This is a genomic window from Pseudomonas sp. S2_F07, assembly GCF_054668325.1.
Genome location: NZ_CP162758.1, coordinates 1,860,345 through 1,880,182, shown reverse-complemented (window position 1 = coordinate 1,880,182; position 19,838 = coordinate 1,860,345). Strand labels below are relative to the sequence as shown.

The window sequence follows — 19,838 nt, the reverse complement described above, 5'->3', positions numbered from 1 at the left end:
AGCTTCTTGAAAGCTTCCCGGCGCTCGAGCGAGGGCGGCAACGAAGCCTCCCCGTCCGCTTCAACAGCCCAGGGAGGCCTGATTTTGTCCAACGCACCGCGCACCTTCTTCGACCACAGCCGCCACACACTCTGGGTCCGAGAGGTAGACGCCCCCCTCGACGTCCTGGCCTTCCACGGCGAAGAACACCTCAGCCAACCCTTCAGCTACTGCATCGAGTTCACCTCCAGCCAACTCGACATCGACGCCGAGCTCATGCTTGGCCAACCCGCCAGCTTCAGCCTGCACGCGCTGCCGGAAAAGGTCTCGTCGCTGATCTTCGAACCGTCCGAAGTCAAGCCGCTGCGCAGCTTGCACGGGGTAATCAGCGGCTTCAAACGCCTGTCCGCTTCCATCGACGAGGCACGCTACGAAGTCACCCTGCAACCGCGCCTGGCGCTGCTCGCGCGGGGCCGGCAATACCGGATCTACCAGCACCGGTCGGTGCCGGAAATCGTCGAGCACATCCTGCGCAGTCGCCACGATTTCAGGGGCCAGGACTTCCTCTTCCACCTGCACCGCGAATACCCCCGGCGCGAGCAGGTGATGCAATACGGCGAAAGCGACCTGGCCTTCATCGCCCGGTTGCTGGCCGAAGTCGGCATCTGGTACCGCTTCACCAGCGACGAACGCCTGAGTATCGACGTCGTCGAATTCCACGACTCCCCGCGCGCCTACCAGTTCGACGTCGAGTTGCCGCTGCGTCCGCTCTGCGGGTTGAGCAGCAGCGGTGAGGACAGCGTCTGGGCCCTGCAGTCGGAACACCAGGTGGTGGAGCAGCACGTGAACATCCGCGCCTACCAGCACCGTGACGCCCGCGCGTACCTCGACGGCGACATCGACCAGACGCGCGGCGCCAAGGGCACCTACGGCGAGGCCTATCACTACGCCGAACCCTACACTGCGCTCGGCGACCGCCATGCCTTCCCCGAAGACGTGCAGTGCGAAAGCGGCTACTTCTATGCGCGCCTGCGCCACGAGCGTTACCTCAACCGCCGCACTCGCCTCAGCGGCATGAGCAGCAGCGCCCGCCTGGCGCCAGGCCAGGTACTGGAAGTCACCGACGGCGCGCCCCAGGCCTTCGCGCCGCGGGCGGTGATCATCGGGCTCAAGGCCGGCGCCGCCCGCGACCGCAGTTTCGAGTGCAGCTTCCAGGCCATCCCCTACGCGAAGACGGTGTGCTTCCGCCCTGAGGTGCCGCCCAAACCCTTGATCGCCGGCACCGTGCCGGCGCGGGTGACCAGCGCGCAGGCCCACAACCCCTACGCCGATACCGACGCCGAGGGCCGCTACCGGGTGCAGTTCCTGTTCGACCGCGACACCTGGGACGCCGGTCGCGAAAGCACCTGGCTGCGCCTGGCCCGGGCGTACGCGGGCGACACCCACGGCCTGCACCTGCCGCTGATCGCCGGCACCGAAGTGGCGGTGGCCTTCGAACAGGGCGACCCCGACCGCCCCTATATCGCCCACGCCCTGCACGACAGCCAGCACCCCGACCACGTCACCATGTACAACGAAAAGCGCAACGTGCTGCGCACCCCGGCCAACAACAAGCTGCGGCTGGACGACACCCGTGGTCAGGAGCACATCAAGCTCAGCACCGACCACAGCGGAAAGAGCCAGCTCAACCTCGGGCATGTGGTGGATGCCGAGCGGCAGAAGCGTGGCGAGGGGTTTGAGTTGCGCACCGATGCCTGGGGGGCGATTCGGGCGGGCAAGGGGTTGTTTATCAGCTCCGATGAACAGAGCAAAGCCCAAGGGCAGGTGCTGGAGATGGGGGCCGCATCCAGCCTGATCGAGGGGGCGAAAGGGCAGATAGCCTACTGGCAAGATATCGCCCTGGCCCACCACAGCCGCCAGCCCACTCTCGACGGCTTGCAGCAGTTGCAAACCGCCGCGAAAGACCTGGCCGACGCGGCCATCTTGCTCAGCGCACCCAAGGGCATCGGTGCGGTGACGCCGGCCAGCCTGCTTCTGAAAAGTGGCGACGCGCTCCACCTGCAAAGTGACGACGACATCAATCTGGCCGCCGTCCAGCGACTTTTAGCCCACGCCATTCAAGGCATCTCCCTGCTGGCCCAGCAGGGAGGCCTGCGCGTGGTCTCCGGCAAGGGTCCGCTGGAAATCGAGTCCCACGACGATCTACTGAATCTGATTGCCCAACTGGACGTCACGATGCAGTCGGTGCAGGGGCATCTGCTGTTCACGGCCAAAAAAGGCATCACGCTGGCCAGTGGAGAAAATTTCATCCGCATCGATCCGAACGACGGCATCACTCAGGAAAGTTCCAGCAAGCTGACGTCTCGGGGGCAGCATATCTGGGAGGGACCTGGCGGCCAGAGTTTTCCGTTGATGGTGTTGCCGAAGTCGGTGTGTGAAGAGTGCCTGAAAATTGCTCAAGCCGAGGCGGCGGGCGCAGTGATGCGCACGACCAGTGGGGGACGATAAATGCAAGAAACTTATGAACAGTGGCTCGACCAGTTGGAAGGCCTGTGCCGTGCAGCGGACCTCGATCATGTTGATTTAATCGTCGACCAAGCGGGCTCCGATGTTTCCCTGCTACCAGCACTCGAAGCCATCGAGCCAGCCATTCCCTGGTTTTCATTTTTCAGCACAACGCCGGAGGAGACGTTGTTGCCTCAGGCGCCGATCCTGATGCGCATCAGTCTGGACGATTGGCACCACAAAGCCTGGCTGGAAGAAATCATCGAGCAGATGGGGCACATGCCGAGACTCATGTTGTTGATTTCCCCCATCCCGTTCGATGTTCTGACCAAGACCCTGCAAGGACTTTCACAGCTTGAATGGGGAGGAGAGTCTGGCTTGCTGCGTTTCTACGATCCGCGTGTGCTACCGCAATTGTTGGCAAGCGTCCTGGATCCGGAACAGAAACAACGGTTTCTGAGCCTGGCGCTGTTCTGGAGTTGGCTGGATCGGGATCAACGGATTGCCTGGCAACCGGGCACCTATGGCTCGGATCAGGTACTTGGAGAAGCAAACACTCCGGTTGAGTTGACGGATGCGCAGTTTGATCGGTTGGGCTGCATCAGTGATGCGCAAAAGTTGCTCGGGTTTGCAGTGAAAGCGTTTTCACAACTATCCAGTGAGGAGTGTTTTTCTCGCTGTTACCACGTTGTGCTTCAAGCAAGTTGCGAAAATTATTTCGGGGGTTTGAATGCTTGTGCGGTGGACAAATTTGCTGTGTTGTCTGGTGCGAGTGGAGAGGAGCAAGAGTGACTAAATTTATAGCGAAATTAATATTGGTGGGGCTGCTTGTCTCATCTCTTATGGGGTGCGGAACAAATGCGGCGCGGATTGAAAACTTGGGTTTTGCCAGCGATGCAGATTATTACAGGGGGGTAGTAACAGATGTTCAGGTACTAACATTTAATGCGGATCTTGCATCCGTGCTTTGTTATATAACAATTATTTGTCCGGTTGTCGTGCTGGCCAGTATTCCAGTCGATCTGGCGGTCGATACGCTGAGCATTCCCCATGACTACGCGCGTGCAGATAGAAAAGAAGAAATGACTGATATCCAGGCGAGAATGGAGCCGAATCATGGGTATATTAAGTTTGACTTTGGTGGTTCAAAAAGCTTCCGAGCTTCTGCGCAATCAATTAGGTATGGGGTGGAGTATAAGAATGGCACTAAAAAAGACCTGAGGTTATATGTTGATGGTGCTCCCCTTGTTGACTCTTCGATGACGGCTTATATACCGGCCTTCAAAGGATACTTGCCTGATTTAATGTGGATGTATTATGGAGAGCGTTATGATGATGTAAAGGTTAGGTTTGTTTTTCCAGATAAGCTTTCTGCGTCTTCTGTCAACAGCTCAAAAGTAAACGATTGGCTGCATTCAAATAACAATACTTTTGTTTTCTATGATGGTAGGCAAGGGGTAGAAGACAAGGAAAGTAAAGTTTCAATTTCGCCAGCTATAAAATATCCGGATGTAAAGTTTTCGGTTGAGCCACGCTGGCGTCCAAGCTCACATACTTATTAAGTGGGCGGATTATCTGTGGTTTAAGGGGTGTCTGTATCTATGCGTAGCCAATGTGTTTGTTGCAGGTATATGTAGGTTTAAGCGAAAAAATTTTCATTCCGGGTGTTTGTCGTACGCGACTTAATAAACAGGGAGCGTTTAATGGGTAACGAGAAAGGGAAGGCTGGGCGGCAATGGGCTGTCGGTAGTTTGCTGTTGTTGCTGGGCGGGTGCTCTCCGGGGACTCCGAAGTATCTGGCCGGGGATTTGAATGGGGTTAATCACACGTCGGTGGCTATTAATTACTTCATGGTGAATGCTTATGGAGGAGGGAATGCCAGTCCTAATGGATACGGGGGTGGAGTGTGTTGTGTGATGTTGCCCAGCCAATGGTCGCCGGGTTTGAAGTTCAAAGTGGAGTGGGAAGCCGATCCGAATCCAAACGCAAAAATAAAACGCAAAACATCGGGTTATGGATTCGATCCAGATGCATACGATCAGCATAAAGCCAAGTACCAGCAACACACTGCCATTGTGGAACTTCCGCCTTATGAAGACGAACTGTGTGCGTTGGAAGTGCATTTTCTGCCGTGTCATCAAGTCAAGGTGTCCACTTCCTGTTGGGCTTATCCCTCACCCAATAGTCCGATCAAAGAGCCAATAAAAATGAAGGAGCCTGCCGTATGTCCGAAGTAAAGACCCGTGATGCCGTAGGTAGTGAACGAAAGTTGCCTGCCGCAGGCATTTTTCGTGCGCAGCTTAATAAACAGGGAGGCGTTTAATGAGTAATGAGAAAGGGAAGGTCGGGCGGCAATGGGCTGTCGGTAGTTTGCTGTTGTTACTGGCCGGGTGTTCTCCGGGGACGCCGAAGTTCCTGGCCGGGGATTTGAACGGGGTTAATCACACGTCGGCGGCGATCAATCATTTTTCCGTAAATGGTTATGGTGGAAGAAACATCTCTCCGTTTGGTTATGGAGGGGGAGTGTGTTGTGTGATGTTGCCCAGCCAATGGTCACCGGGTTTGAAATTCAAAGTGGAGTGGGAAACTGATTCTGATCCTTATGCTAAATCCCCTCCATTGGGAACCGATGAGTTTCGGGCCTTTATGGTCAAGCATAAAGCCAAGTACCAGCAACACACTGCGATTGTGGAACTTCCGCCCTATGAAGACGAACTGTGTGCGTTGGAAGTGCACTTTCTACCTTGTCATCAGGTCAAGGTGTCCACTTCCTGCTGGCGCTACCCGTCACCCAACAGTCCGATCAAGGAACCTCTGAACATGCAGGAGCCAGCCGTATGTCCGAAGTAAAGAATCGTGATTCCGTGTATGTCCCGTCCCTGTTTCCCAAGGAAGGGCGGTTGCCCAGCGATCCAGCAGTTGTGAGGGACAATTACGATCGGCAAACGGCCGAAGTGGAGTTGTACCGTCAGCAGTTGAATGCCCAACGCGGGTTTCGCGGCGCTTCCACCTGCGCGCGTGCCCTGCACATCAGCCTGTTTTTCGATGGCACCAACAACAACGAGCCCTACGATACCCGCGAGGCCAAACCGCCCCACCCGACCAATATCGCGCGGCTGTTTCACGCCAGTCTGGATCAACCGGAAAACGGTTATTTTGGTTACTACATCCCCGGCGTGGGCACCCCCTTTCCCGAGATTGGCGAACTGGACTTCAGTATCATGGGTATGGCGTTTGCCAACCGGGGCGAGGACCGGATCAACTGGGGACTGCTGAGAATCGCCGACGCGTTGTCTTTTGCGTTAGATAACAAGAAGGGCTTGGCGCTCCCGGTCGCCCAGACCAAGCTCAAAGCCATGGCCACCACCTGGCCCATGACCGCCTTGGGCAAAAGCAGCCGCCGCCAGGCCATGGTTTCGCTGCTGGAGCCGTTGCGGGTCAAGGTGTCGACGGCGCAACCCACGGTGCTGGCGATCAAGTTGTTCGTTTATGGCTTTTCCCGGGGGGCCGCCGAGGCGCGCACCTTCATCACCTGGTTGAGCGAGTTGTTTGACACGCCGCAAGGCGCCGAGCTTCCAGAACAAAAGCTCCTTGGCCTGCCATTGAGTATCGAATTCCTTGGTTTGCTGGATACCGTGGCCTCGGTGGGCAGCGCCCGTGCCGCGCCCTTCGCCGAAGGGCATATGGACTGGGCCGATGGCACTCAATCACTGCCCGATGTCGGGCGTTTCCCCGAATGGATCAAGGACTGCCGGCACTTCGTCGCCGCCCATGAGAAGCGTCTGTGTTTCCCGTCTCAAGAAAAGGTAGTGAACGAAAGTTGCCTGTCGCAGGCATTTTTCGTGCGCAACTTAATAAACAGGGAGGAGTTTAATGAGTAATGAGAAAGGGAAGGCTGGGCGGCAGTGGGCTGTCGGTAGTTTGCTGTTGTTGCTGACCGGGTGCTCTCCGGGGACGCCAAAATATTTGGGCGGTAATTTGAATGCGGTTAACCATACGTCCGCAGCCATCAATAGTTTTTCGGTAAATGGTTATGGGGGGGGCAATGCCAGTCCTAATGGATACGGGGGGAGTGTGTTGTGTGATGTTGCCCAGCCAATGGTCGCCGGATTTGAAGTTCAAGGTGGAGTGGGAAACTGATCCAGCCCCCTATGAAAAAATTAAACGTAAACCCGATGGGTTTAATTTTGATGAATCTGCATTGGCTAAACATGAAGCCAATTACGGAAGACACACTGCCATCGTGGAGCTTCCACCATATGAAGCAGAGAATTTGTGTTCGTTAAAAATTCATTTTTTACCTTGTAATCAGGTTAAAGCTACCACTGCCTGCATGGCTTATGGTCAACCTGCCTATCCGATCAAGGAACCTCTGAACATGCAGGAACCAGCCGTATGTCCGAAATAAAGAATCGTGATTCTGTATATGTCCCGGCCCTATTTCCCAAGGAGCGGCGTTTACCCAGCGATCCTGAAGCGGTAAGGGAGAATTACCAACGGCAAACGGCTGAAGTGGAGTTGTATCGCCAGGAGTTAAATGCCCAGCGCGGATTTCGTGGGGCTTCCACGTGCGCGCGCGCGTTGCACATCAGCTTGTTTTTCGATGGCACTAATAACAACGAGCACAACGACACTCGTGTGGCCGAGCCGCCACACCCGACCAATATTGCACGGCTTTTTCACGCCAGCATTCTTCAGCCGGAAAGCGGTTATTTCCGCTATTACATTCCTGGCGTGGGCACCCCCTTTCCCGAGATTGGCGAACTGGATTTCAGTACCATGGGTATGGCGTTCGCCAACCGGGGCGAGGACCGGATCAATTGGGGATTGCTTCAGATCGCAAACGCGTTGTCCGTTGCACTGACTAAAGATGATTTATCGCTGACCACGATGCAGACCAAGCTCAAAGCCATGGCCACCACCTGGCCCATGACCGCATTGGGCAAAAGCAGCCGCCGCCAGGCCATGGCTTCGCTGCTGGAGCCGTTGCGGGCCAAGGTCGCGACGGCGCAACCCAAAGTGCTGGCGATCAAATTGTTCGTCTATGGCTTTTCTCGCGGCGCCGCCGAGGCGCGTACTTTCGTCACCTGGTTGAGCGAGCTGTTCGATACCCCGCAAGGCGTCGAACTCCCGGAGCAAAAGCTGTTGGGCCTGCCGTTGAGCATCGAATTCCTCGGCCTGCTGGACACTGTGGCCTCGGTGGGCAGCGCCCGTGCCGCGCCCTTTGCCGAAGGGCATATGGACTGGGCTGATGGCACACAGTCACTGCCGGATGTCGCGCGTTTCCCTGAGTGGATCAAGGACTGCCGGCACTTCGTCGCCGCCCACGAGCAGCGGTTGTGTTTCCCGCTGGACTCGATCCGTTATGCCGACGGCCGTTACCCGCCCTATGCCACTGAAGTGGTTTACCCCGGCATGCATTCGGACGTTGGCGGTGGATACCCACCTGGGGATCAGGGCAAGGCCCGCGGTGGGGCGGGCGAGTTGTTGTCGCAGATTGTTCTGCATAACTTGTATGCAGCGGCCTTCTCGGCGGGCGCGCCATTGACTGTGTCCGAAGCAATAGTCCCGGATGACCTTCGACAAATTCAACCGACACGAGCCATGTCGACGGCAACCGAAAAAGAGTTTGCACTGGACGATTCGCTCATCAACCGCTTCAACGCCTGGCGCACCACCCTGGGCTTGGACGAAGACCCTACTTCAACTCCAACCACCAGCGAACCCCTACGCCTTGGCCACAACCTGGAAGACACCATGGCCGCGCAACTGGCCTGGCTCACTGGTTGGCGAATCGAGCGATTCGCCCGGGGCAGTTATGCCAATCAGCCTTTTTACGGCCAGGCCGTGCAAACCAACGCGACCCTGCAAGCCGAGCAGAAAGCCCAGCGTCAGATGGATACGAAGAAGGCCAAAGGGGCCCGCGCGGGCGTTCGAGGCCAACCCGTCGAAACGCAAAATCTGGCCGCCCTTGCCGGCCCACCGCCTTACGAACCAGTGCTGGACCAGCAGCAAATCCGCGAGGCCGCCGTCGAGTTCGAACACGACTATCAGCAGTGGCGCCGAGATCAGACCAGCTTTGGGGGATTGGTATTCGATGGCGTGCTGAGGGACACGGTGTATCTGCTCAGCGAGGATGACGAGCAGCGCGAGTACGCGCAGATCAAGGCGGCCGGAGAGTTGCGCGCCAAGGAACTGTTCATCGAACGTAGGGACAATCGGTTTGAAGTGAGTGACTCAGCGTCGATCGCTGCGGTAGTCGCCATGTTCGACGATCAGGTACACGACTCCCGCGCCTGGTTCCTGCATGACTTCATGAATTCGCGGGAGATGTTTGGTGATTACTTCCGTTATCGCGCGGTGTATTTCGGCGATGAATCCAACAAGCGCTGGACGCCGGTCGTGGTGGCGGGACGCGTGGTGGGCATTGCCCTGGTGTTGGGCGGGGCGTACAGCATTCGTCGTTACGGCGGCAAAGCCTTTGCCGGGACGATGGTCGCGGCATCAGTGGGTTATCAGGTGATCAACGCCGCCACGGGCGAAGTGGAACCCTTCCTGCCGGGCGCGGAGCAGATCCTGAAATCGACGTTGGCCATCGGCCAGGTCGTGGCGCAGCAAAAGCAGGCCATTGTCAAAGCCGAAGACGCGCTGCGCATGGAGAAGATGCTCGACTACCTGACCCGCAGTGGCGGGTTGGTCGAGCGGGTGAAGGAGGTGGTGTCTTGATGCCCTTGGTGCGTAGGGGCGATCCGCTGCGCCCTTATGGCGGCGAGGTGCTGGAAGGTCACTTCGAAGCCTTCGGCATGCCGGTGGCTTGCATGGGTGACAAGGTGCGCTGCGACAAACACGGCACGACGCGTATCAGCGAGGGTGCCTCGGGGTTCACCATGGAAGGCAAATTGTTGGCGCTGGATGGCTACCGCTGTGACTGTGGTTGCCGGTTGGTCAGCACCCTGGCGGTTTCCTCCATGGGGGTGGTGCCATGAATCGGCCGCCGGAGTACCCCGAGGTAGTGGCGCCAAGTGTTCCACAGTGGCGGCGCTGGTGGCTGGTTTTACTGTGGCTATGGGGCCTGCAGGCGGCCGCCTTGCTCACGCTGTGGCCTGAGGATCAGCCACGGCTGGAGCTGTGGTTATGGAGTGCCGTGCTGCCGTTGTGTTGGGCGTTGGCATTGGCCCTGCGCGTGTTGGCATGGCAAATCGGCCTGTTTGGCAACGGCGTGTATCACCGTAGCGTGGACGCCGCGGTTCAGCGCTGGTGGCGGCGCCGCAGTCTGGGTTTGCCGGTGCAGCAGGTGTGGTTGATTGGTCCAGCGGGCGATGTCCAGGACAATTACCAAGGGTTGATGGCAGGCACCTCTTTGCCGAAGCCATCGAAACTGCGGGAGGCCTCACAGGTACGGTTTTGTTGCCCGCTTTCGCTGACCAAGACCACCCTGCGCGCACCGGCCCTGGCTCGGTATCTGGCTCGGATGACCCTTGAACTCCCGGAATTGAAAGAACGTTGGCCGGCATTGCGAGGTGTTGCCTGGATGGGGGATGAGAGCAGCCAGACCGCCTTCACAACGGCACTGGGCAAGGGGGGAGTGGTGCTGCCCGAAGCACGCTTGCCTTTGGACGATCTGACCGATCTGGACGCTCTGATCGATGCCTTTTTCCACGATTGTCGTGACAAGGATGATTGGGTGCTGTGCGCTGGCGTGATCTCGGTCGAAAGTGCTGAAGGCACAGAACTGCCCGGCGAGGCGGGCTTTCTCTGGCTGGTGAGTTCGCAGGGGCGCCAGGTGTTGCACCGGGGAGAGTACTTGAATGAGACGCACCAGACAGCTGTAGGCCTCTGTACACAAATGCAGCGATATGCCGGGATCGACTCGGCCCCCCCAACCTGCCTTGCAATGGATAAGGAAAGCCAGGAAGCCTTCGTGGAAGGCGGGTGGTCGGCTGGCGAACATCAATTGGCAAGACACTGGGGGGGACTGGCGCATATCGCACCATTCATTGGTATGTCCCTGGCGCTGTTACAGGCGGGGAAGGCCGGACAACCTTGCGGTTGGCTGAGTCAGGATGGAAACAAGCGATTGGCTATTGGAATGGCGGTGCCTCATGGCAATGAATAACGCAAAGTACAAGGGTTCTTTGATTCGCGTGGGATTGGGTTATCTGCTGATCCTGGCATTACTGGTGATACTGGGTTGTCTGCTGTATGCCTTGAGCGGCACTCACTTCGGCTGGCCGCAACTGTCGCTCAAAGACTTGGCGCTGCGCGGTTTCGGCATCTGGTTTGCCATCGGCTGGACCTGCCCGACCATTCTGCTGGCCTGGGATCGGCTGGCAGGGACTCGGTCGAATCGGATAATCGGAATGGTCGCTGAAACACCGGTTTCACCCTTGAGCAAACCGAGCGATTCCCCCGACATTTCCTGGTTCCCCGAATTAAAGGAGCACCTGCGCGAGAACTACAGTTTTCTCAAACGGCCAAAGGTTCGCTTTCTGTTGGTCGTCGGCGAACCCGAGCAGGTCGAAGCCATCGCCCCCAAACTGGCAGTACAAAAATGGCTGGAAGGTCACGACACCATCCTGCTTTGGGGCGGTAGCCTGCAAAGCAAATTCGATGATTCACGCCTCGAAGCGTGGCGCAACCTGACCCGCTGGCGCCCCCTTGACGGCGTCATCTGGGCCCTCGACAAACCACAAAGCGCCGACCCCCGCGCCATGGACCATGGCATACGCCACCTGCAAACCCTGGCCCACAAGCTGCGCTGGCAGTTACCGCTGCACCTGTGGCAGGTCTGCGACAGTCAGTGGGACCAGAAAACACGCCAGACCCAGGCGGTGGGTTGTCTGTTGCCGACACGGTTGACGCCGGTGGCCGTGGAGAATGCTCTGCAAGACCTGTTGGAACCCCTGCGCGACTCCGGATGGGCGCAGATGCATGGAGCCATTCATCATGACTTCCTGCTGCGCCTGTCCCGCGATTTGCAGGTCGAGGGCATTGCCCGTTGGCGGCAGGCGCTGACGCCGTTGTTCCGGGTGTTTGCCCGTGGCGTGCCGTTGCGCGGGTTGTGGTTCAGCCTGCCGGTGCCGGGTGGCGAAGAAAAAAAGGGAAATACTGAGCACTTTTGGCACGCCACACCGCCCTGGGAGGGCGTGCTCGGTGACAAGACTGTTCACCGTCGCCGTTTGGGCTGGGGCGCCACGCGGATCAGTTATTCACTAGCAATGGGGCTGGCGCTGATCTGGGGCGCCGGCCTGCTGCTGTCCTTCGCCAGCAACCGCGTGCACATTGCCCAGATGCAGAGCACGTTGGTCTCTCTCGAACAGTCGCAGAGCCCCGACGAACAACTGCTGGCGTTCAACGAGTTGACCCGCGAGCTGGGGCGCCTGGACTACCGCGCCGAGCACGGCACGCCCTGGTACCTGCGCTTCGGCCTCAACCAGAACGACCCATTGCTGGCGACGCTGTGGCCGCGCTACGTCGACGCCAACCAGCGGTTGCTGCGCGACCCGGCCGTGGCCAGGCTGCAGCAGCAACTCAAGGCGCTGATCCAGTTGCCGCCGGACAGCCCCGAACGCGCCAGGCGTGCCCCGCAAGCCTACGCGCAGCTCAAGGCCTACCTGATGATGGCGCGCCCGGAAAAAGCCGACGCGGCTTTCCTCGCCAAGGTGCTGGTCGAGACCCAGGCGCAGCGCGCCGACATGACGCCGGGGCTCTGGCAGGGCCTGTCACCCGGCCTCTGGCAGTTTTATGCCGAGCAACTGGCCGCCCATCCGGCCTGGCGTATCGAGGCTGACCCGACGCTGGTGGCCCAGGCCCGTCAGGTACTGCTCGGCCAGCTTGGCCAGCGCAATGCCGAAGCCAGCCTGTACCGCCAGGTGCTCGATGCGGCGGCCAATCACTACCCGGCCCTGAGCTTGCCGCAGATGGTCGGCGACACCGACGCCCGCGCGCTGTTCACCACCACGGCCAGCGTGCCCGGGGTGCTCACCCGCCAGGCCTGGGAGGGCCAGGTCCGCCAAGCCATCGACGAGGTGGCCGAGGCGCGCCGCGAGGAGATTGACTGGGTGCTCAGCGACAATCCCGCCAGCCTCGCCGCCGACTTGAGCCCGGAGCAACTCAAGGAACGCCTGACCGAGCGCTACTTTCAGGACTACGCCAGCGCCTGGCTGGACTTCCTCAATCGCCTGGACTGGCAACCGGCAGGCAGCCTGGATCAGGTGATCGACCAGTTGACCCTGATGAGCGACGTGCGCCAGTCGCCGCTGATCGCGCTGATGAATACCCTGGCGTATCAGGGCCAGGCCGGCACTCGCGGCCCGGCCCTGGGTGCGTCGTTGATCCACTCCGCGCAGAAGCTGATGACCCAGGACAAGGTGCCGCTGATCGACCAACAAGTCCGCGGCGCGAGCGGTCCGCTGGACGCCACCTTCGGTCCGCTGCTGGCGCTGTTGGGCAAGGAGGCCGAAGGCAAGAACGACAACGACCGGCTGAGCCTGCAGGCCTTCCTCACCCAAGTCACCCGGGTACGCCTGAAGCTGCAACAGGTAAGCAGCGCCGCCGATCCGCAGGAGATGACCCAGGCCCTGGCGCAAACCGTGTTCCAGGGCAAAAGCGTCGACCTCACCGACACCCGCGCCTACGGCAGCCTGATCGCCGCCAGCCTGGGGGCGGAGTGGGGCGGGGTCGGCCAGACCCTGTTCGTGCAGCCGCTGGAACAGGCCTGGCAAAGGGTGCTGCAGCCGTCGGCGGCAAGCCTCAATCGCCAGTGGCAACGGGCGATCGTCAGCGACTGGCACGGCGCGTTTGCCGGGCGTTACCCGTTCGTGGCGACCACCAGCGATGCGTCATTGCCGATGCTGGGGCAAATGATCCGTGCCGACTCCGGACGCATCGAGCAGTTCCTGCAACAGCAACTGGGCGGTGTGTTGCGCAAGGAAGGCCAGCGCTGGGTGGCCGACTCGCGGCACAGCCAGGGCTTGCGCATCAACCCGCGGTTTCTCGCGGCGCTCAATCAGCTCAGCCACCTGGCCGATGTGCTGTTCACCGACGGCGGTCTCGGCCTGGGGTTCGAGCTACGGGCCAAGCCGGTGCGCGACGTGGTGCAGACCACCTTCATCCTCAACGGCGAAAAACACCACTACTTCAACCAGAAGGAAAGCTGGCAACGCTTCAGCTGGCCAGGCTACAGCGACCGTCCGGGGGTGAGCCTGACCTGGACCAGCGTGCAGGCCGGCGAGCGTCTGTTTGGTGATTACCAAGGCACTTGGGGCTTGATCCGCCTTCTGGAACAGGCTCGGGTCACCACGCTGGACGACGGCGACAGCCACTACCGCGTGCAGCTCAAGGCCCCGGACGGCCTGGGCCTGACCTGGCACCTGCGCACCGAACTGGGCGCGGGACCGCTGGCGCTGCTCAAGCTGCGCGGCTTCAAGCTGCCGACGCAGATTTTTCTTGCCGAGGGTGAAAAGGTGCCGCGCTGATTTCGACCCCTGGCAACATATTTGTTGGTGAAGCGTGCGATGGAGTGGGTCAGGTAGTTGATTTTTACTGCCGGTGGTCAGGTAGCAAACAATCGGCTCGCGGAAATGTAAAAAAGGCCGGTGATCTGCGCGATCACCGGCCTTTTTTACAGCTGTTGCTTAGACGCGTTCAAAAATCGCCGCAATCCCCTGGCCACCACCGATGCACATGGTCACCAGCGCGTAACGGCCGCCGGTGCGGTGCAGTTCGTGGATGGCCTTGGTGGCGATGATCGCGCCGGTTGCGCCCACCGGGTGGCCCAGGGCGATGCCCGAACCGTTCGGGTTGACCTTGGCCGGATCAAGATCGAGTTCCTGGCTGACGGCGCAGGCCTGGGCGGCGAAGGCGATGTTGGCTTCGATCACGTCCAGGTCGGCGACGGTCAGGCCAGCGCGCTTGAGCGCCAGGCGGGTGGCCGGGATCGGGCCCAGGCCCATGAATTCCGGTTCTACGCCGGCGTGGGCGTAGCTGACCAGGCGGGCGAGGGGTTTCAGGTTGTTGGCCTGGACCGCGTTGCCGCTGGCCATGACCAGTGCGGCGGCGCCGTCGTTGAGGCCCGAGGCGTTGCCGGCGGTGACCGAGCCGTCCTTCTTGAACGCAGGCTTCATCGCCGCCAGCTGTTCCAGGGACGTGGCGCGCGGATGCTCGTCGACGCTGAACAGTTTGACGCCTTTGCGATCCTGGATTTCCACGGTCGCGATCTGCTCGCTGAAGTAGCCGTTGGCAATCGCGTGGGCCGCGCGTTTCTGGTCTTCGAATGCCAGGGCGTCCTGCATTTCGCGGGTGATGCCGTTGCGTGCGGCGACGTTCTCGGCGGTGATGCCCATGTGGATGCCATGGAAGGGGTCATGCAGGATGCCGAGCATGTAGTCGATGACCTGGGCGTTGCCCATGCGCGAACCCCAACGGGCGGATGGCATCAGGTACGGGCCGCGGCTCATGGATTCGGCACCGGCACCGACGACGATGTCGGCATCGCCGAGCATCAGGGTCTGGGCGGCGTTGATGATCGCTTGCAGGCCCGAACCGCACAGGCGGTTGACGTTGTAGGCCGGGGTTTCCTTCGGAATGCCGGCGTTCATCGCCGCGACGCGGGAGATGTAGGCATCGCGGGTTTCGGTCGGGATCACGTTGCCCATCACCAGATGGCCAACGAGCGCCGGGTCCACGGCGGCTCGCTCCAGGGCGGCCTTTACGGCCGTGGTCGCGAGGTCGGCCGGTGGCACGTCCTTGAGCGAACCGCCGAATGTACCGATGGCGGTACGGGCGGCGCTGACGACGTAGATTTCTGGAGTGTTCATGGCTGGTTTCCTTTCGGTGGATTCTTATCTGTACTGCGATTGAGCAGGGCGTTCAAGGCGGTTTTCGCCTCGTCGGTGTTCAGGCGCTGAATGAACAGCGTGTTTTCTTCGCGCAGGGTGGCTTCCAGTTCGGCCAGGGAAGCCTGTTTCATCAGCTGCCGGGACTGGCGCAAGGCTTGCTGGGGGACGGCCAGGAAGCGCTGGGCGATTTTTGTCGCCGCCGCCAGGCATTGTTCGCCGTCATCGAAGGCTTCGTTGGCCAGGCCCCAGGCCACCGCTTCGTTGCCGTCCAGGCCGTTGCCCAACAGCAGCAGGCTCGCGGCGCGGGCGTGGCCGAGGCGGCGGGGCAGCAACAGGCTGGCGCCGAATTCGGGGCACAGGCCGATGTTGACGAACGGCATGCGCAGCTTGGCGTTGCGGGTGACCAGTACCTGATCGCAATGCAGCAGCAAGGTGGTGCCGATGCCGATGGCCGCCCCGCAGACTGCCGCGATCAGCGGTTTTTGCAGGCGCGTAACGACCTTCATCAAATAGAACGCCGGGGCGTCCAGATGAGTGGGCGGATTTTGCAGGAAATCCACCAGGTCGTTGCCGCTGGTGAAGCACGCCGGGCCACCGGTGAGGATGATCACGCCGGTCTGCGGGTCTTCGTCGGCGGCCAGCAACAGCTCGGCCAGTTGCGTGTACATAGCGTTGTTCAGTGCGTTGAGCTTGTCCGGACGGTCGATGGTCAGCGTCAACACGCCGTCGCGTTGCTCGTGTTTGATCAGGTCGGTCATCGCAGGCTCTGCAGGGTCGGTTCAGGGCTGCCACTTTAAGCGCCGGACAAACTCCGGATCTATGGCAAAACGGGTCAACTGCACTGCCGCTTTTTGCCATGCCGGTGCGCCAAAAAGCGACACACACCCATTCGGGGTATGGCCGCGCCCGGCGAATCGACCAATAGTGAGGGCATCCGCTCATCCAGAGCCGAACTCGCTATAAGGTGCATTTGCTATGGGCAAGACGCTGCTTAAGGTGATTTCCAGTCTGTTTGTTGTACCGCTGACCTTTCATGCCTACGCCGCCGAGGTGGACGGCAGTAATACGCTGCGGCTGTACAACTGGGCGGACTACATCGGTGAAAAAACCATCGCCGATTTCGAAAAGGCCAGCGGTATCAAGGTGGTCTACGACACCTTCGATTCTTATGAAACGGTACAGGCCAAGCTGCTCACCGGCCACTCCGGTTATGACCTGATCGTGTTGAACGCCTCCCTGGCGCCACCGCTGATCAAGGCCAAGGTGTTCCAGCCGCTGGACAAGAAGCTGCTGCCGGGCTGGACCAACCTGGACCCGAAAGTCCTGGAGGATCTGCAAGGGTATGACCCGGGCACCGCCTACTCGGCGCCTTATACCTGGGGCAGCAACGGCGTCACCTACAACGTCGACAAGATCAAGGAACGCATGCCGGACGCGCCGATCGGCTCGCTGGCGATGATCTTCGACCCCAAGATCGTCTCGCGCTTCGCCGATTGCGGCGTGACCCTGCTCGATGCCCCGACCGAAGTCATCCCCATGGCCCTGAAGTACCTGGGACGCGACCCGAGAAGCGCCGCACCGGAGGATCTGAAAGCCGCCCAGGACTTGCTGCTGTCGGTACGGCCGTACATCCGCAAGTTCGACTCGGTCAATTACCTGACCAGCCTGCCCAACGGCGACGTGTGCATGGCCATGACCTGGTCCGGCGACTACGCCACCGCCATGGCCCGCGCCGCGGAAGCCAAGAAGAAGATCGACCTGGCCTACTTCATCCCCAAGGAAGGCTCGCTGATCTGGTTCGACAACCTGTACATCCCCGCCGACGCGCCCCACGTCGTTAATGCCCACAAGTTTCTCGAGTACCTGATGCAGCCGCAGGTGATGGCGGACGTGAGCGATTTCATCAACTACGCCAACAGCAACGCCGCCGCCACGCCGTTGTTGAACGCCGATGTGCGCAACAACCCGGCGATCTATCCCGATGCGCAAACTCGCGAGCGGCTGTTTCCGCAGAAGACCCAGGACGCCAAGGACATGCGGGCGATTACCCGGGTCTGGAGCACGGTGAAAAGCGGCATCTGATGGGTTCGATCGTTAGTCATTTCGATTAGAGGTTTATTTATGGCAACGCCTACACGCAGCGTTTTTTCCCCAGCGGACGAGTCCCGGCTGGTCAAGGCCGACAAGGCTCACCATATGCACGGCTATCACGTGTTCGACGAACACGCCGAGCAGGGTTCCTTGAACATCGTCGCAGGCGATGGCGCCTATATCTACGACACCCAAGGCAACCGCTTTCTCGATGCGGTGGGCGGCATGTGGTGCACCAACATCGGTTTGGGCCGTGAAGAAATGGCCGAGGCCATCGCTGACCAGGTCCGTCAGTTGGCCTATTCGAATCCGTTTTCCGACATGTCGAACAACGTGGCGATTCAGCTGTGCGAAAAACTCGCAAGCCTGGCCCCCGGCGACCTCGACCATGTGTTCCTCACCACCGGCGGCTCCACCGCCGTGGACACTGCCTACCGGCTGATCCAGTACTACCAGAACTGCCGTGGCAAACCCGAGAAGAAGCACGTCATCGCACGGTTCAACGCCTATCACGGCTCCACCACCCTGACCATGTCGATCGGCAACAAGGCGGCCGACCGGGTGCCGGAGTTCGATTACGCCAACCCGCTGATCCACCACGTCTCCAACCCCAACCCGTACCGCGCCCCTGATGGAATGGACGAGGCGCAGTTCCTCGAGTTCCTGGTCAAGGAATTCGAAGACAAGATCCTCTCGATTGGCGCGGACAAGGTCGCCGGGTTTTTCGCCGAGCCGATCATGGGCTCGGGCGGAGTGATCATTCCGCCCCAGGGCTATCTCAAGCGCATGTGGGACGTCTGCCAGCGCTACGACATTTTGTTCGTCGCCGACGAAGTGGTGACCTCGTTCGGGCGCCTGGGCAAGTTCTTTGCCTCTTATGATGTGTTCGACGTGCAGCCCGACATCATCACCACCGCCAAGGGCCTGACCTCGGCCTACCTGCCACTGGGTGCGTGCATCTTTTCCGAACGCATCTGGAAAGTCATCGCCGAACCGGGCAAGGGCCGCTGCTTCACCCACGGTTTCACCTACAGCGGGCATCCGGTGTGCTGCACGGCGGCGCTGAAGAACATCGAGATCATCGAGCGGGAAAACCTGCTGGCCCATGTCGATACGGTGGGCGCTTATCTGGAGGAGCGCCTGGCAACCCTGCGAGGCTTGCCGCTGGTGGGGGATGTGCGCTGCCAGAAACTCATGGCCTGCGTGGAGTTCGTCGCCGATAAACGCACCAAGGCGCTGTTCCCCGACGAGATCAACATTGGCGAGAAAATCCATGTGCGGGCCCAGGCCCGGGGCTTGCTGGTGCGGCCGATCATGCACCTCAACGTGATGTCGCCACCATTGATCCTGACGTTTGCCCAGGTCGATGAAATCGTCGAGACCCTGCGCGAATGCATTCTGGAGGTGGCCGCCGAGCTTGAAGCGAGCGGACAGTACGCGGGCCAATGATTTCGTCAGTCAGGCTGTTACCAAGGGCTTGTCCAGCCGCTAGACTGCGGGGCATGAGCAAACCAGACGACGATACGCTGATCGCGGTGCCCTTCGGGGCATTGCACAAATGGCATGGGGGAATGCGCGAGGCATTCGCCCATGTCGATGAGCCCGACGCCCTGCAACACCTGGCGTCAGCGTTGGCGCAACTGGTGTCCGTCGAGTCGATGATGATCAGCCTGGAGCGCAAGGACCGCGCGCCCCAGTTGCTGCATCAGCGCGGGATCGCCCAGGAGTATCAGGTGTCGATCCTGGAACGCTATTTTGCCGGGGGTTATTTGCTCGACCCGTTCTGCCTGGCGGTGGAGCAGGGCTTGGCGCAAGGCTTCTATCACCTGGAGGAAATTGCCCCGGACAATTTCTTCGACAGTGACTACTACAAATCCTATTACCTGAAGGCTGGCTGTTCGGAAGACAGCTACTACATCGTCGATACCGGCAATGACACGAAGATTTCCGTCAGCCTCTATCAGGGCTTCGGCGGTGAATGCCTGAGCGCCGAACAGCTGAACCTGCTGCGCGCCGTGGAACCGCTGGTGCGTGAATTCATCAGCGAGTTCAGTCAGCGTGGATTGCTGCGCAGTGGCGAGATCCAGTGCGATAAAGAGCAGGGCGTGCGCGATGATCTCAAGCACCGGGTGCAGTCGGCGTTCGAGCATTTCGGCAGCGACTTGCTCACCGAGCGTGAGCGGCAGGTGGCGCACATGGTGTTGCGCGGGCATTCGGTGAAATCCACGGCCAGCCAGATGAACATCTCACCGGAAACCGTGCGCATGCACCGCAAGAACCTGTACCTGAAGCTGGAGGTGGGTTCGCAGTCGGAGTTGTTTGCACTGTTTATCGAGTGGTTGCGCAGGCATTAACAAGCAAAAGATCGCAGCCTGCGGCAGCTCCTACACCGATCCGGTACAACCGCCATTTCGCGAATGCACC

15 protein-coding genes and 1 pseudogene are annotated in these 19,838 nt (G+C 60.0%); 14 read left to right on the top strand and 2 right to left on the bottom strand.

Features of this window, described 5'->3' with window-relative positions:
• Window positions 1-84 precede the first annotated feature (84 nt).
• From AB4O40_RS08460 to AB4O40_RS08410, 11 genes and pseudogenes are all read left to right on the top strand, one after another.
• Window positions 85-2,487, top strand: a complete 2,403-nt coding sequence (locus AB4O40_RS08460; protein WP_460055017.1) for a type VI secretion system Vgr family protein — start codon at window positions 85-87, stop codon at window positions 2,485-2,487.
• Window positions 2,488-3,276, top strand: coding sequence for a DUF4123 domain-containing protein (locus AB4O40_RS08455; protein ID WP_082562902.1), 789 nt, complete (start codon window positions 2,488-2,490; stop codon window positions 3,274-3,276). It abuts the gene before it with no gap.
• Window positions 3,273-4,046, top strand: a complete 774-nt coding sequence (locus tag AB4O40_RS08450; protein WP_414918410.1) for a hypothetical protein — start codon at window positions 3,273-3,275, stop codon at window positions 4,044-4,046. Before AB4O40_RS08455 ends, AB4O40_RS08450 begins: the two co-directional genes overlap by 4 nt.
• A 141-nt stretch (window positions 4,047-4,187) precedes the next feature.
• The gene (locus AB4O40_RS08445; protein WP_460055021.1) at window positions 4,188-4,721 is read left to right on the top strand and encodes a DUF3304 domain-containing protein; all 534 of its coding nucleotides are present in this window, start codon (window positions 4,188-4,190) and stop codon (window positions 4,719-4,721) included.
• Window positions 4,722-4,806: 85 nt separating this feature from the next.
• The gene (locus AB4O40_RS08440; protein ID WP_056722576.1) at window positions 4,807-5,334 is read left to right on the top strand and encodes a DUF3304 domain-containing protein; all 528 of its coding nucleotides are present in this window, start codon (window positions 4,807-4,809) and stop codon (window positions 5,332-5,334) included.
• The gene (locus AB4O40_RS08435) at window positions 5,322-6,365 is read left to right on the top strand and encodes a DUF2235 domain-containing protein (RefSeq protein WP_082562900.1); all 1,044 of its coding nucleotides are present in this window, start codon (window positions 5,322-5,324) and stop codon (window positions 6,363-6,365) included. The genes AB4O40_RS08440 and AB4O40_RS08435 overlap by 13 nt, the downstream gene beginning before the upstream one ends.
• A pseudogene (locus AB4O40_RS08430) lies at window positions 6,358-6,892 on the top strand (DUF3304 domain-containing protein). The gene AB4O40_RS08435 and the pseudogene AB4O40_RS08430 overlap by 8 nt, the downstream one beginning before the upstream one ends.
• On the top strand, window positions 6,880-9,210 hold the full coding sequence (locus AB4O40_RS08425; RefSeq protein WP_460055025.1) for a T6SS phospholipase effector Tle1-like catalytic domain-containing protein: 2,331 nt from the start codon (window positions 6,880-6,882) through the stop codon (window positions 9,208-9,210). Before AB4O40_RS08430 ends, AB4O40_RS08425 begins: the two are co-directional and overlap by 13 nt.
• Complete coding sequence (locus tag AB4O40_RS08420) at window positions 9,207-9,470, top strand: PAAR domain-containing protein (RefSeq protein ID WP_056722572.1); 264 nt, start codon at window positions 9,207-9,209, stop codon at window positions 9,468-9,470. Before AB4O40_RS08425 ends, AB4O40_RS08420 begins: the two co-directional genes overlap by 4 nt.
• A gap of 140 nt (window positions 9,471-9,610) precedes the next feature.
• Window positions 9,611-10,600, top strand: a complete 990-nt coding sequence (locus AB4O40_RS08415; RefSeq protein ID WP_056722751.1) for a hypothetical protein — start codon at window positions 9,611-9,613, stop codon at window positions 10,598-10,600.
• Entirely contained in the window at window positions 10,593-13,961 is a 3,369-nt protein-coding gene (locus tag AB4O40_RS08410; RefSeq protein ID WP_460160143.1) for an ImcF-related family protein, read from the top strand. The genes AB4O40_RS08415 and AB4O40_RS08410 overlap by 8 nt, the downstream gene beginning before the upstream one ends.
• A 159-nt stretch (window positions 13,962-14,120) precedes the next feature.
• On the opposite strand, the gene AB4O40_RS08405 is transcribed toward AB4O40_RS08410, so the two are convergent.
• Entirely contained in the window at window positions 14,121-15,302 is a 1,182-nt protein-coding gene (locus AB4O40_RS08405; protein ID WP_223541391.1) for an acetyl-CoA C-acyltransferase family protein, read from the bottom strand.
• On the bottom strand, window positions 15,299-16,081 hold the full coding sequence (locus AB4O40_RS08400; RefSeq protein ID WP_460055029.1) for an enoyl-CoA hydratase-related protein: 783 nt from the start codon (window positions 16,079-16,081) through the stop codon (window positions 15,299-15,301). The genes AB4O40_RS08405 and AB4O40_RS08400 overlap by 4 nt, the downstream gene beginning before the upstream one ends.
• 217 nt (window positions 16,082-16,298) lie before the next feature.
• On the opposite strand from AB4O40_RS08400, the gene AB4O40_RS08395 reads away from it, so the two are divergent.
• From AB4O40_RS08395 to AB4O40_RS08385, 3 genes are read left to right on the top strand one after another with little or no spacing between them, the layout of a single operon-like run.
• Window positions 16,299-17,405, top strand: a complete 1,107-nt coding sequence (locus AB4O40_RS08395) for a polyamine ABC transporter substrate-binding protein (RefSeq protein ID WP_056722567.1) — start codon at window positions 16,299-16,301, stop codon at window positions 17,403-17,405.
• Window positions 17,406-17,444: 39 nt separating this feature from the next.
• A complete protein-coding gene (locus AB4O40_RS08390; protein WP_409078897.1) occupies window positions 17,445-18,863 on the top strand; it encodes an aminotransferase in 1,419 nt (472 codons plus the stop codon).
• Complete coding sequence (locus tag AB4O40_RS08385; RefSeq protein ID WP_460055033.1) at window positions 18,860-19,768, top strand: helix-turn-helix domain-containing protein; 909 nt, start codon at window positions 18,860-18,862, stop codon at window positions 19,766-19,768. Before AB4O40_RS08390 ends, AB4O40_RS08385 begins: the two co-directional genes overlap by 4 nt.
• The last annotated feature ends 70 nt before the right edge of the window (window positions 19,769-19,838 follow it).